The organism is Micromonospora sp. NPDC049048 (assembly GCF_043197615.1).
Taxonomy (GTDB): Bacteria; Actinomycetota; Actinomycetes; order Mycobacteriales; family Micromonosporaceae; genus Micromonospora.
The window spans coordinates 460822-473530 of record NZ_JBICTM010000003.1 but is presented as its reverse complement, the minus strand read 5'-3'; the positions used below and the strand labels follow the sequence as shown (position 1 = coordinate 473530).

Below are 12709 nucleotides of genomic sequence, written 5' to 3'. Positions count from 1 at the left end.
TGACACCGACCAGGGCGGACGCGGCGCTCACGACAAGGCGACCAGGATGAGCGCGCGCCATCAGGAGGGGCGCGACGGTCACGACGGCGCGACCAGGGTGAGCGCGGCACGACGGGACGGGCCGGTGGGCGCGGGGGCGACGGCCGGGCCGACCGGGCGGAGCCGACCGGCAGCCGACCGGCCGGTGGCGGAGACCGCGGCGACGGGGGCGGAGCGCGGAACGACCCGGGTGAGCCCGTCGCCGGGCAGCCAGACCTTGACCTCCTTGGGCCGGGCGGCGGCCCCGCGGCCCCGCGCGGAGACGGTGACCTCGCGGCGGCGCAGCCGGCCCCGCCCCTGCCCGAGCCCCTCCCAGGCGCCCCGGACCACCTGGAGGGTCACGTCCGCGCCGTCCCACCGCCCGTACGGGACGAGGACGCTGCCGCGCTGCCGGGCCCGGGCGGCCAGCCGGTTGGCCACCGACGCGGAGACCGTCGCCGGCACGGCGGTGACCACGACGTCCACGCCGTCGATCAGCGCGGCGATGACCGTGGCCCACTCCGGGCCCGGGTGCGGCACCAGGGCCAGCCGGTCCAGGGCGATACCCAACTCGGCGGCGGCACCCGCCCCGAACGTCGGGACCCCGACCACGGCACACCACGAGCCGGCCCGGGACGCCTCGGCGAGCAGCGCCAGGACCAGCGAGGTGCCGCCGCTGCGTCGGGGTTGGCCGGTGGCGACCGCGATCGTGCTGCCCCGCCGCAGTCCCCGGTTGGGCAGCAGCCCGGTCAGTTCCGGGGCCACCGGCAACACCCGGTGGCCACCCTCCGGGTCCGGCGCGCTCGCCGGGCGCACAAGAGCGGCCAGTGCGGCGGAACCGACCACCATCCGGCCCGCCATCGGACCTACCCCCCGTCGTGCTGTCGGATCAGACGTGCGCGTTGCACCTCGGGCACCCGGTCACCGCCGGACGACCCGGCACCCAGTCGCGGCCGAACGGCCAGGTCAGGCGGCGAGGCCGTCGAGCGCCGGTTGGTGGGCCACACCGAGCGTGGTCTCCACGACCGTGACGAACTGCTCGGCGGAGCGCAGCAGGTCGTCGGCCTCCCGGGCGGTCACGACCCGTGGGATGCCGGCCTCGGCGGCGGCCCGCTTGCCGGCGCCGAGGGCGAAGAACCTGGCCCACTCGTCCATCTCGGGGGCGACGCCGGAGAGCAGCACCCAGACGCTGGTGACCCGGTGGCGTCGGGTGGGGGCGGGACGTGCCCGGGCGGCGAGCACGGCTGCGGCGGCCCGGAGCGCGGCCAGGTGGGCGGCCGCGTAACGGAGGCCGTCGGGACGGGTCTGGGTGGCCTCGGCCAGCCCACGCCGGGCCACCGCGAGAAGCTGGGCGGGGGTGCGGTGCGGCAGCACGTGCGCCGGCACCGTCGGTGCCTGAGCCGGGTTGGTCGGCATGGGACTGTCTCCTCCACGTGGCCGAGGCGCCGCCCCTGGGACGGCCCTTGGGCCGCCGGCGGGACGCCGGGTCGAGTGGTGCGGAGGAAGACGCACCGGTGGGCGGCCGGCCGGGTGTGGATGCTTCCCCACACCACACCCGGCCGGCGTTGCCAGCGGGTTCGTCGCCCGCCGCCCGGGGGTCGTGGGCGGCGGGCGACGCTCCTGCCTGACGGGCCCGGACTCGCGACTGCCCGGGACCCAGGTGCGGCCCGCGGAGCCGCACCGCCCGGAGCCGCGCCGCGAAACACCGCCCCGGGATGTTGGAACGGGCGTTCGAGGCAATCGAACACTCGTTCTAACTGCTGCTGACAGTACACCCTCCCTCCGACGAAAATGCAACGTGTGGCGCGCGGACCTCGGACGACGCCGCAGGTGCCGGTTCCGGCGTACGCCGCCGCGCACCGTGGCGGCCAACGCCGGAGAGGGCCGGCGGCGGTAGCCTCCGCCCGTGACAACCCCCCGCCCCGCCCTCGGGGTCGCCATGGTGCTCGCCTCGGCCGGGCTCTTCGCCGTCAACGGCACCGTCTCCAAGCTGGTGCTCCGCGCCGGCCTGGACGTCCCGCAGCTCACCCTGCTGCGGGCCGTCGGCGCCGTGACCGGGCTGCTGCTGTTGAGCGTGCTGCTGCGCCCGGGGATCCGCCGGCTCCGGGTCACCCCCGGGCAGCTGCCGCTGTTGATCGGGTACGGGCTGGCCGGGTTCTTCGCCGTACCGATGCTCTACTTCGTCGCCATCTCCCGGCTGCCGGTCGGGATCGGGCTGCTGTTCGAGTACACCGCCCCGCTGCTGGTCGCCCTCTGGGCCCGGTTCGCCCAGCGCCACCGGGTGCGTCCGCGGCTCTGGGCCGGCCTGGCGCTGAGCCTGGTCGGCCTCGGCTGCGTGGCCGAGGTGTGGGGCGAGCTGAAGCTGGACGGTCTCGGCGTGCTCGCCGGGTTCGGCGCCGCACTCTTCCTCGCCGTCTACTACGTGCTTGGCGCCCACGGCGCGGCACGCCGGGACACGTTGTCGCTGTGCACCTGGGCGTTCGGCGCCTCCGCCGTGGCGGGCCTGCTCACCCGCGCGCTCACCGTGGGCGCCGGCGGCTGGGAACCGCTGGGCGCCGACACCGACGGGGGCGTGCCCGTGGCGCTGCTCTGCGGGTACGCGGTGGTGCTCGGCTCGATCGCGCCGTACCTGCTGGTGGCCGGGGCGATGCGGCACCTGCCCGCGACCAGCGTCGGGATCCTCGGCATGGCCGAGCCGGTGCTCGCGGCGGCGGTCGCCTGGGCCGTGATCGGCCCCGGCGAGGCGCTCAACACCGCCCAGCTCACCGGCGGGCTCCTGGTGCTGGCCGGCGTCGCGCTGGCCGAGACGGCCCGGATCGCCCCGCCCCGGACCATCGCGCCGCCCGTGCCCGCACCGCCTGAGCAGCCCGCACCGGCCGAGCCCGTGTCGCCCGAGCCATCCGCGCCTGAGCAGCCCGAGCCATCCGCGCCGGCCGGGCCGCCTGCACCGGGCGGCGCCGCGCCCCCGCCACGGGCCGACCGGGCGTCGACGCGCCGCGCCCGGTCCGGGCGCGGCACGGCCGGCTGAGCCGCCGACCGGGGCACCGGGAAGAATGGCCGCATGCAGCCACACCCGAACGTACAGGCGGTGCAGGACGTGCTCGACGCCGCCGGCACCCGGGACGCCTCCGGCGCGCCGAGCGTCGTCCGCCTGCTGCCCGACGCGGTCCACACCGCCGCAGCCGCCGCCGAGGCGCTCGGCGTCGGTGTCGGCCAGATCGCCAACTCGCTCGTCTTCGACGCGGACGGCGAACCGCTGCTGGTGCTCACCTCCGGCGCGCACCGGGTGGACACCGCCGGTCTGGCCGCGTCCGTCGGGGTCGGCCGGCTGCGCCGGGCCACCCCCGAGTTCGTCCGCGCGCACACCGGTCAGGTGATCGGCGGGGTCGCCCCGGTCGGCCACCCGCGCCCGCTGCGCACCCTGGTCGACACGGCCCTGGAGTCGTACGACGAGATCTGGGCGGCCGGCGGCGTGCCACGGGCGGTCTTCCCCACCACGTACCCGGAGCTGCTGCGGGTCACCGGCGGCGCGCCCACCTCCGTGGCGTGAGCGCGCCGAGCGACGGCGGGACCGACGTCCCGGAGCTGGTCACACTGCACGTGTGGCGCACCCCTCGCGCCGCGCTGCCCAGGGCGCTGACCCGGATGGCGCTCGATCCCCGGCGGCTGCGCGCGCTGCCCGGCGTCCGGTTCGGCAAGCTGCTCGGCACCGGGACCGGCACCGGCTTCGGGCCGGGCGACGCCGACCTCACCCGGTGGGCGGCGCTGACCGTGTGGGACTCCCCCGCCGCCGCGGCCGGCTTCGACGCCTCGCCCGTGGGGCGCGCCTGGGCACGGATCGCCCGCGCGTCCGTCCGGGTCGACCTGCGCCCGCTGAGCAGCCGGGGCGAGTGGTCGGGCCGCCGGCCGTTCGGGGAGCCGCCCGGCGGCCGGGTCGCCGGTCCGGTGCTGGCGCTGACCCGGGCCCGGCTGCGGCCCCGGCGGGCGGCCACCTTCTGGCGGGCGATCCCCCCGGTGGCCGCCGCGCTGCACGCCGCGCCCGGCCTGCTGGCCCGCTTCGGCGTCGGCGAGGCCCCGCTGGGTTGGCAGGGCACGGTGAGCGTGTGGCGCGACCCGGCAGACCTCGTGGCGTTCGCGTACCGTCACCCGGAGCATCGGGCGGCGATCATGCGGACCCCCACCGAGGGGTGGTACGCGGAGGAGCTCTTCGCGCGGTTCGAGGTGCGCGACGTGGTGGGTGACCGGTCGGTGCTGGGGTGGGTCGCGGACGGCGACCCGGGAGCGGCGGAGGGTGCACGGGCATGAGGTTGGTGCGGTGGACGCCGGACGATCTCGTCCGACGGCTGGACGACGTGGTGGCCGTCTACGGCGAGGCGATGGGGTACCGCCCGGAGCTGTTGGAGGCCCGGCGCGGCTACATCGCCACCCACGTACGCCGACCCGGCTTCCGCGCCGTCGCCAGCCTGACCAGCGAGGGCCACCTGGCCGGCTTCGGCTACGGCTACCTGGGCGGCTCGGGGCAGTGGTGGCACGACCAGGTGTGGCGGGCGCTGGACGCCCCGACCCGGCAGCGCTGGCTGACCCGCTGCTTCGAGGTGGTCGAGCTGCACGTGCGACCGCCCGCGCAGGGGCACGGTCTGGGCGCGCGGCAGCTGCGGGCCCTGCTCAGCCTGGCGGAGGGGACGACCACGCTGCTCTCCACGCCGGAGGCCGACGAGACGCGCTCCCGGGCCTGGCGGCTGTACCGGCGGTTCGGCTTCGTCGACGTCCTGCGCGACTTCCACTTCCCCGGCGACGAGCGCCCCTTCGGCGTACTCGGCCGGGACCTGCCGCTGGAGCCCCCGACAGCCGCCGCGCCCGGCCGGGGCACCCCGTGACCCGACGGCTGTCCTGGGCGCTGCTGGCCGTGCTGGTGCTGGCGCAGATCTGCTACCCGCTGACCGCCGGGCAGACCCGGGCGCGGCTGACCGTCGCCACCGTCGTGCTCGGCTACCTGCTCTCGGTGAGCCACGCGCTGCTCACCCGGGGCCCGCGTACGGCGGCGGCGCTGGTGGCGGTGGCCATGGTCGGTGGGTTCGCCATCGAGGCGCTCGGCGTGGCCACCGGCTTCCCGTTCGGCAGCTACGACTACTCCGGCGAGCTGGGGCCGAAGCTGGCCGGTGTGCCGCTGATCATCCCGCTGGCCTGGACCTGGATGGCCTGGCCGGCCTGGCTGGCCGCCACCCGGCTGACCGGCGGCGGGCCGCCGGCCGGCGGCACCCCCGGCAGCGGGTCGGGCATCGGCAGCGGAGCCGGGATCGGCAGTGGCAGCGGGCCCGGTCCCAGCAGCGGCAGCGGAGCCGGGATCGGCAGCGGGCCCGGGGTCGGCAGTGGCACCGGTGGTCGGCCGGGAAGCCGGTTCCCCGTCCGGCGGATCGCGCTGGCCGCCGTCGGGCTGGCCGCCTGGGACCTCTTCCTCGACCCGCAGATGGTGGCCGAGGGCTACTGGGTCTGGCGGGACGCCACCCCCGCGCTGCCCGGGCTGCCCGGCATCCCGGTGAGCAACTACCTGGGCTGGCTGCTCTTCGCCGTGCTGATGATGAGCGCGCTGCGCCCGCTGGCCGGGCCCGCCGTGGCCACCACCGACGGGCGGGACGCCCCGATGTTCGCGCTCTGGCTGTGGACGTACTTCTCCAGCGTGCTGGCCCACGCGGTCTTCCTCGACCTGCCCGCCTCGGCGCTCTGGGGCGCGGCCGGCATGTCGGTGGCCGCCGTGCCGCTGGCGGTCACGCTGCTCCGGGCCCGCCGCGACGACCGGCACCGGTCCGGGCAGCCGCAGCGCCCCGGCGTCGACGCGTCGGTATGACCGCCGTCCTCGCGCTGCTGCTCGGCGTGGCCGCGCTGACCGCGCACACCCTGGTCAACGCCGGCCGCTGGCTGCGCCGCCCGGCCGAGCGTCCGGCGCCGGTCACCGAAGCCGTGGCGGTGCTGCTGCCGCTGCGCGACGAGGCCGCGCGGGTCACCCCGTGCCTGCGCGCGCTGCTCGCCCAGCGGGGCGTGCCAGGGCTGCGCGTCGTCGTGCTCGACGACGGGTCGACCGACGGCACCGCGGACGTGGTCCGCGCGGTGGCCGGCGACGACCCCCGGGTCACCCTGCTCGACGGGACCGCCCCGCCGCCGGGGTGGCTGGGCAAGCCGCACGCCTGCTGGCAGCTGGCCACCCGGGCCGACCCGGCGGCGAGCGCCCTGGTCTTCGTCGACGCCGACGTGGTGCTCGCCCCGGACGCGGTCGCGGCGGCCGTCACCGAGCTGCGCGCCGCGCGGGTGACGCTGCTGTCGCCGTACCCCCGGATCCTGGTGGCGACGGCGGCCGACCGGCTGGTCCAGCCGCTGTTGCAGTGGCTGTGGCTGACCTTCCTGCCGCTGCGGGCGATGGAACGCTCGCCGCGGCCGTCGCTGGCCGCCGCTGGCGGGCAGTTCCTGGTCGTGGACCGGGCCGGCTACGACGCGGCCGGCGGCCACGCCGCGGTCGCGGACCGGATCCTGGAGGACATCGAGCTGGCCCGCGCGGTCAAGCGGGCCGGCGGCCGGATCGCCCTCGCCGACGGCTCGCGGCTGGCCGCCTGCCGGATGTACGAGGACTGGCCGCAGCTGCGCGACGGCTACTCGAAGTCGCTCTGGGCGACCTTCGGCAACCCGGGGGCGGCAGCCGCCGTGGTGGCCCTGCTGCTCCTGCTCTACACCGCTCCCCCGCTGCTGGCGGTCGTCGCCCTGGCAGTCGGCGCGCCGGCGGTGGCCGCCGTGGCTCTCGCCGCCTACCTGCTCGGGGTGGCCGGGCGGGCGGTCAGCGCCCGGGCGACCGGCGGCCGGTGGTGGCCCGACGCGCTGGCACACCCCGTGTCGGTCGTGGTCCTCGGTTGGCTGACCCTGCGGTCGTACCATCTGCGGAAGCGGCGTCGCCTGTCCTGGCGCGGCCGCCCCGTCACCTAGGGAGGCGCGCCATGGCGCGGATCGTGGTCGTCGGCGCCGGGGTGGGCGGGCTGGCCACCGCCGCCCGGCTGGCCGCCAACGGACACCAGGTCACCGTGCTCGAACGTGCGGACACCGTCGGCGGCAAGCTCGGCCGGTACGTCCACGACACCCCGGCGGGCCCGTTCCACTTCGACACCGGGCCGAGCCTGCTCACCCTGCCCGACGTCTTCCACGACCTGTTCGAGGCGACCGGCGCGAAGCTCGACGAGTACCTGGACCTGGCGCCGGTGGACCCGATCGTGCGGCACGTCTTCCCCGGCGGCGGCCCGCCCCTCGACTCGTGCGCCGACCCGGCCGAGTTCGCCGCCCGCATCGGCGCGGCCTTCGGCGACCGGGCCGCCGCGGACTGGCAGCGGCTGTGGCGCCGGGCCGCCCGGGTGTGGCAGGCCTCGCACCGCGACATCCTGCGCCGCCCGATCGACTCCCCGCTGGACCTGGCCGCGCTGGCCTGGCGGCTGGGCGACCTCGCCGCCATCGGCCCGGGCCGGACGCTGCGCGGGCTGGGCCGGCGGCACCTGTCCGACCCCCGGCTGCGGATGCTGCTGGACCGCTACGCCACCTACACCGGCGCCGACCCGCGCCGGGCGCCGGCCGCGCTGGTCGCCGTGCCCTACGCCGAGCTGGCCTTCGGCGGCTGGTACCTGCGCGGCGGGCTCGGCACGCTCGCCGACGCGCTGCTGACCCGCTGCCTGGACCTCGGCGTGGTCGTGCGGACCGGCGCCACGGTCACCCGGATCGACGCGGCGGGCGGCCGGGTGCACGGCGTACGCCTGCGCGGCGTCGCCGCGCCGGTCCCCGCCGACGTGGTGGTGGCCAACGTCGACGCGCTCACCCTCTACCGGGACCTGCTGCCCAGCCCGCGCCGGCTGGCCGGGCTGACCGACCGCAGCCTGGCCGGGTTCGTGCTGCTGCTCGGCGTCGCCGGGGACTCGGGGCTGGCCCACCACAACGTGTTCTTCCCCCGCGACTACGACGCCGAGTTCGACGCGGTCTTCGGTGCACCGGGGCGCGGAGTGCGGGCCCGGCCGGCGGCCGACCCCACCGTCTTCGTCACCGTGGCCGACGACCCGATGGTCCGGCCGTCCGGCCACGAGGCGTGGTTCGTGCTGGTCAACGCGCCCCGGCACGGCACCGCCGGTGGGGCCGTCGACTGGCGCCGGCCCGGCCTCGCCGAGGCGTACGCCGACCGGGTCCTCGACGTGCTGGCCGAGCGCGGCGTCGACGTGCGGGACCGGCTGGTGTTCCGGGAGGTCCGCACCCCGGCCGACCTGGACGACGCGACCGGCGCACCCGGCGGGTCGATCTACGGCACTGCGGGCGGCCTGCTGCGCCCGGCCAACCGGGGCCCGGCGCACGGGCTGTGGCTGGTCGGCGGTTCCAGCCATCCGGGCGGCGGCCTGCCGATGGTGACCCTCTCCGCCCAGATCGTCGCCGACGAGATCGGCCCCGCCTGGTAGCACCGGCCGCTGGGTACGTGCCACCGCAGTACGGGTCCCTCTTTGAACGTTGATCGGGTAATCCGTCGTTCTGAGGATCCATCAGGCCGGCTGTCTCCCAGGGTGGGCGTGGACAGGCGCGCCGTTTCGCTCACGATCCTTCCCGTGGCGTCATGACGGTGTCGCCACGGTGGCCTCGGTGTCGGCGAGGCGGGTCAGGAAGCCGGCGATCGTGACGAGTTGGGCGTCGTCGTAGCCAGACAGGAGTGCGCTCAGGCGCTGGGCGCGCGCGGCGTCCTGGTCACGGAATCGTTCGTCGTTGAGCGAGACGATCACCTTGCGGCGGTCCTTGGTGCAGCGCTCCCGGGTTACGTACCCGGCCGCCTCCAGCCGGTCGACCACCCCGGTCGTGGTGCCCGAAGACGTGAGCTTGGTGAGTTCTGCGAGATGGCCGGGGGTGAGCGGGCCGCGCAGGCGCAGGAGGTTGATGAAGTTGGCCTCACAGGTGCTCAGCGTCAGGCCCACGTCGTCGGCGGCAATCTGGTCGATTCGCGCTGATGCCGCCGCGTACCGCTGCGCAGCGGCCCCGATCTGGTCGATGGTCTCGGATTGTGCGGCAGGCACGGTTGCCATGGCGCGGCCCCCTCCCATAATCTGTCGTCTAGGCGAGATGCTTGGATGTACGACAGAAACGTCCTGACGAGCATCTCGTCCTGACGATGCTACTCGGCGCGACAGGAGAACCACGATGACGGCCTCGGCTCCTTCTCTGAGCGATCCTGTCGACGCCCGACATCCGCGGCGGTGGACGGCGATGGTCGTGCTCGTGCTGGGGTTCATGCTCGACCTGCTCAACGTCACGATCGTCAACGTCGCCCTGCCCGCGATCCAGGACGACCTCGGCGGCACGCCCTCACAGATCGGCTGGATCGCGACCGCCTATCTGCTCGCGTTCGCGATCGTCCTGATCACCGCCGCACGGCTGGGCGACCTGTGGGGACGCAAGCGCCTGTTCCTCATCGGCCTGGGCGCCTTCGCGCTGTCCGGCGCATGGTCCGCGCTCGCACACGGCCCGGGCGAACTCATCGCCGCCCGCGCCGCCCAGGGCCTGGCCGCGGGCCTTCTGGCGCCACAGGTGATGAGCAGCCTCTACACACTGTTCCGGGGCCGCGAACGGGCCACCGTGCTCGGCCTCTTCGGGGTCATCGCCGGAATCGCTCAGGCCGGCGGTCTCCTGCTCGGCGGAGTGCTCATCGCCGCCGACGTCGCCAGCCTGGGATGGCGGACCGTGTTCTGGATCAGCGTTCCCATCGCCCTGATTCTGATCGGCCTGGGAACGTGGCTGATCCCGGAGAACCGCGCACCCGACGCCAGACGGCCGCGATGGCTACCCGTCATCGGGCTGACCCTGGGACTCGTCGCCATCGTGTTCGCTCTCCTGGAAGGACGCACCTACGACTGGGCACCCTGGACCTGGTTCCTCCTGGCCGCCGGGGTCGCAGCGGTCGCAGCCGTGGCCCTCGGTGAGCACCACAACCCCGCACGCCGCGACGGAGCCCTCCTGCCCGTGGCCATCCTGCGCGAGCGCACCGGCGCCGTCGCCCTCCTCGTGCAGATGATCGCCTTCGCCGCATTCAGCGGCTTCCTGCTCGTGTTCATCCTCTGGCTTCAGGACGCCCAGGACTACACCGCTCTGGCCGCAGGCACCGTGACCATCGCCTTCTGCGCCGGGGGCCTGGCCACCGCGGGGCTGGTCGGCCACCTCACCGTCCGCTTCGGTCGCTACACCGTCGTGGCCGGCACGCTCCTGGGCGCCCTCGGCACCGCTGCCGTCCTCGGTGCCGCCACGACCGCCACCAACGACGTCAACCCCTGGCTGCTGGCACCGGGACTGTTCGTCCTCGGCATGGGCATCAACCTCGTCATGCCACCCCTGACCACCCTGTTCCTATCCACCGTGCCCCCTCGCTACGCCGGATCGGCCTCCGGCATATGGACCACGAGCCAACAGTTCGGCGCCGCGATCGGCGTCGCCTCCCTCAGCTCCATGTTCCTCGGCATCGCCGCAACCAGCGGCTACGCCCCAGCCCTGACCATCAGCGCCGTAAGCATCAGCACGGCATTCGTCATCAGCGCCGCCCTCTGCCTCGCCCTCCCGGCCCGCTCGAAGGTCGCCAGCGCGTGAGCCGGCATAGCCCGTCACCCGATCCGCACCGGTCCTGCCAAGATCGCTCCCTGACTGACGACGACTCCGCCCGCCGCTCGCCGACCCAGCGGGGCGTCGGCTGACACCGGTGAAAGGTGACCAGTGTCGTTCCCGGGCCCCTGTCCGGCAGGGCCGCGAAGCTCACGGAGACCCGCTCATACTTCGTTCGGCCGGGCACGCGGTCAGCCGGCGTCGACCAGGGCGCGGCGGACGGCGGAGAGCAGTTGGCCGAGGCCGAACCCGGCCAGCAGCACCCAGACGGCCGTCGCCATGGTGATCGTGCCGGCCGCCAGGTCCGGCTCGATCAGCCCGGTCAGCCCCGCCAGCAGCAGCCCCACCAGGGCCACCGACACCCGGGTGGGGCGCTCCCCCACGGTCACCGCGCCGAGCTCCCGCATCCCGGCGGAGACCGCCCTGGAGCGGACGTACTCGTGCAGCCAGGAGAGCGCGCCAGCGGTCACGACGAGCGCCCCCGGCGCACCGACCAGCCAGAACGCGACCAGCCAGGCCACCTCGCCGAGCCGGTCGGCCAGCGAGTCGTAGACGTAGCCGAGCCGGGTGGTCCGGTTCGTGGCCACCGCCACCGCGCCGTCGACGCTGTCCGCCACGGCGGCCAGCAGCACGAACAGTGCCGCGAGGAAGGGGCCGTTCTGCGGGCGTACGGCGAACAGCGGCACGCAGGCGCAGAGCAGCACACCGACCACGGTGACCGGGGTCGGGCCGACCCGCAGCCGGCCCAGTACGAACCCGACGTGGTAGGCGAAGCGCAGCCAGGCGCGGACGACCGGGGCCGCCGCCCGGGGGTCGAAGCCCCCGTGCAGCCGTGCCCAGGCCGTGGCGTACTCGTCCCAGTTCAGCTGTTTGCCCACCACCGAACAACCGTCGCACCGCCGCTCAGGTGTCGCGGCAGCGGGGTCACACCCGCGCGCCGACCTGGAGGTTCTGCCAGACCTCGCGGGTGGCGGTGGAGCGGTTGAGGGTGATGAAGTGGATTCCCGGCACACCCTCGTCGAGCAGCCGTCGGCACATCTCGCTGGCCTGCTCGACGCCGAGCCGGCGCACCGCCTCCGGATCGTCGGCGACCCTCTCGAACCGCTCGGCCAGCGCCGGCGGGAAGGGCGCCCCCGAGAGCTGCACCGAGCGCTCGATGGTGCCGATCTGGGTCACCGGCATCACGCCTGCCAGGATCGGGGTGCCGCAGCCGGCGGCGGCAACCCGGTCGCGCAGCCGCAGGTAGTCGTCGGCGTCGAAGAACATCTGGGTGATCGCGAAGTCGGCGCCGGCCCGGCACTTGCGGACGAAGTGCTCCGTGTCGCTGGTCACGTCGGATGAACGCGGGTGCTTGTAGGGAAACGCCGCCACCCCGACGCTGAAGTCGCCGGCGTCGCGCACCAGGCGGACCAAGTCCTCGGCGTACAGCACGCCCTCCGGGTGGCGCACCCAGTCGCCGCCCGGGTCGCCCGGCGGGTCGCCCCGCACGGCGAGCACGTTGCGCACCCCCACCCCGGCGAGCCGGCCGATGACGTGGCGCAGCTCGGCCACGGAGTGGTTGACCGCGGTCAGGTGGGCCATCGGCAGCAGGGTGGTCTCGGTGGCGATGCGCTCGGTGACCGCGACGGTGGTGTCGCGGGTCGACCCGCCCGCGCCGTAGGTGATCGAGACGAACGACGGGCGCAGCGACTCCAACTCGCGGATCGCCTGCCACAGCAGCCGCTCGCCCTGCTCGGTCTTGGGCGGGAAGAACTCGAAGGAGAAGGTCGGCTGGCGGTCACGGATCAGCTCCCCGATCGCCGGCTGCGGATTGGGGAGGACCGATGGGAGACCGAGCGCCACGCCACGACTCTAGCGGGCCGGGCCCCGCGTACCGAGCCCTTCCCACACTGGTGGACACCGCAGCTCCCCGGCGGCGGCGACCGGGCCCGGCCGGAGGGACGTCCGGTGGCGCGGGACCGGGTCGCCGGAGGGCGGCGCCGGTCGCGAGGCCGGGCGCCGGGAAGCCGGGGCCGGATCGCCGGGAAGCCGGAAAGCGTCGTACCCA

At 75.5% G+C, this 12709-nt stretch carries 13 protein-coding genes; 8 read left to right on the top strand and 5 right to left on the bottom strand.

What is annotated here, in order from left to right:
* Positions 1 to 78: 78 nt before the first annotated feature.
* Both ACGFIG_RS12780 and ACGFIG_RS12775 read right to left on the bottom strand, forming a co-directional pair.
* The gene (locus ACGFIG_RS12780) at positions 79 to 879 is read right to left on the bottom strand and encodes a hypothetical protein (protein WP_393002179.1); all 801 of its coding nucleotides are present in this window, start codon (positions 877 to 879) and stop codon (positions 79 to 81) included.
* Between the two features lie 105 nt (positions 880 to 984).
* Positions 985 to 1434, bottom strand: coding sequence for an SAV_6107 family HEPN domain-containing protein (locus ACGFIG_RS12775; protein ID WP_393002177.1), 450 nt, complete (start codon positions 1432 to 1434; stop codon positions 985 to 987).
* 490 nt (positions 1435 to 1924) lie between these two features.
* On the opposite strand from ACGFIG_RS12775, the gene ACGFIG_RS12770 reads away from it, so the two are divergent.
* From ACGFIG_RS12770 to ACGFIG_RS12740, 7 genes are read left to right on the top strand one after another with little or no spacing between them, the layout of a single operon-like run.
* Complete coding sequence (locus ACGFIG_RS12770; RefSeq protein WP_393002175.1) at positions 1925 to 3046, top strand: DMT family transporter; 1122 nt, start codon at positions 1925 to 1927, stop codon at positions 3044 to 3046.
* Between the two features lie 33 nt (positions 3047 to 3079).
* The gene (locus tag ACGFIG_RS12765) at positions 3080 to 3568 is read left to right on the top strand and encodes a YbaK/EbsC family protein (protein ID WP_393002173.1); all 489 of its coding nucleotides are present in this window, start codon (positions 3080 to 3082) and stop codon (positions 3566 to 3568) included.
* Complete coding sequence (locus ACGFIG_RS12760; protein ID WP_393002171.1) at positions 3565 to 4323, top strand: monooxygenase; 759 nt, start codon at positions 3565 to 3567, stop codon at positions 4321 to 4323. Before ACGFIG_RS12765 ends, ACGFIG_RS12760 begins: the two co-directional genes overlap by 4 nt.
* Positions 4320 to 4895, top strand: a complete 576-nt coding sequence (locus tag ACGFIG_RS12755; protein WP_393002169.1) for a GNAT family N-acetyltransferase — start codon at positions 4320 to 4322, stop codon at positions 4893 to 4895. The genes ACGFIG_RS12760 and ACGFIG_RS12755 overlap by 4 nt, the downstream gene beginning before the upstream one ends.
* Positions 4892 to 5863, top strand: coding sequence for a carotenoid biosynthesis protein (locus ACGFIG_RS12750; RefSeq protein ID WP_393002167.1), 972 nt, complete (start codon positions 4892 to 4894; stop codon positions 5861 to 5863). The genes ACGFIG_RS12755 and ACGFIG_RS12750 overlap by 4 nt, the downstream gene beginning before the upstream one ends.
* Positions 5860 to 6987, top strand: a complete 1128-nt coding sequence (locus ACGFIG_RS12745) for a glycosyltransferase (protein WP_393002165.1) — start codon at positions 5860 to 5862, stop codon at positions 6985 to 6987. Before ACGFIG_RS12750 ends, ACGFIG_RS12745 begins: the two co-directional genes overlap by 4 nt.
* An 11-nt stretch (positions 6988 to 6998) precedes the next feature.
* Entirely contained in the window at positions 6999 to 8486 is a 1488-nt protein-coding gene (locus ACGFIG_RS12740; RefSeq protein WP_393002163.1) for a phytoene desaturase family protein, read from the top strand.
* 150 nt (positions 8487 to 8636) lie between these two features.
* On the opposite strand, the gene ACGFIG_RS12735 is transcribed toward ACGFIG_RS12740, so the two are convergent.
* Entirely contained in the window at positions 8637 to 9098 is a 462-nt protein-coding gene (locus tag ACGFIG_RS12735; RefSeq protein WP_393002161.1) for a MarR family winged helix-turn-helix transcriptional regulator, read from the bottom strand.
* A gap of 181 nt (positions 9099 to 9279) precedes the next feature.
* On the opposite strand from ACGFIG_RS12735, the gene ACGFIG_RS12730 reads away from it, so the two are divergent.
* Positions 9280 to 10650: an MFS transporter gene (locus tag ACGFIG_RS12730; protein ID WP_393002159.1), complete on the top strand. Its 1371-nt coding sequence runs from the start codon at positions 9280 to 9282 to the stop codon at positions 10648 to 10650.
* Positions 10651 to 10853: 203 nt separating this feature from the next.
* Here ACGFIG_RS12730 and ACGFIG_RS12725 read toward each other — a convergent pair whose 3' ends face one another.
* Complete coding sequence (locus ACGFIG_RS12725; RefSeq protein ID WP_393002157.1) at positions 10854 to 11543, bottom strand: CDP-alcohol phosphatidyltransferase family protein; 690 nt, start codon at positions 11541 to 11543, stop codon at positions 10854 to 10856.
* 43 nt (positions 11544 to 11586) lie between these two features.
* The gene (metF, locus tag ACGFIG_RS12720; RefSeq protein ID WP_393002155.1) at positions 11587 to 12504 is read right to left on the bottom strand and encodes a methylenetetrahydrofolate reductase [NAD(P)H]; all 918 of its coding nucleotides are present in this window, start codon (positions 12502 to 12504) and stop codon (positions 11587 to 11589) included.
* Positions 12505 to 12709 lie beyond the last annotated feature (205 nt).

Coding starts and splice junctions, on each gene's coding strand:
- ACGFIG_RS12735 (WP_393002161.1), bottom strand. CDS start 9,098: ATGGCAACCGTGCCTGCCGCACAATCCGAGACCATCGACCAGATCGGG.
- ACGFIG_RS12775 (WP_393002177.1), bottom strand. CDS start 1,434: ATGCCGACCAACCCGGCTCAGGCACCGACGGTGCCGGCGCACGTGCTG.
- ACGFIG_RS12780 (WP_393002179.1), bottom strand. CDS start 879: ATGGCGGGCCGGATGGTGGTCGGTTCCGCCGCACTGGCCGCTCTTGTG.
- ACGFIG_RS12765 (WP_393002173.1), top strand. CDS start 3,080: ATGCAGCCACACCCGAACGTACAGGCGGTGCAGGACGTGCTCGACGCC.
- ACGFIG_RS12745 (WP_393002165.1), top strand. CDS start 5,860: ATGACCGCCGTCCTCGCGCTGCTGCTCGGCGTGGCCGCGCTGACCGCG.
- ACGFIG_RS12740 (WP_393002163.1), top strand. CDS start 6,999: ATGGCGCGGATCGTGGTCGTCGGCGCCGGGGTGGGCGGGCTGGCCACC.
- ACGFIG_RS12730 (WP_393002159.1), top strand. CDS start 9,280: ATGGTCGTGCTCGTGCTGGGGTTCATGCTCGACCTGCTCAACGTCACG.
- ACGFIG_RS12755 (WP_393002169.1), top strand. CDS start 4,320: ATGAGGTTGGTGCGGTGGACGCCGGACGATCTCGTCCGACGGCTGGAC.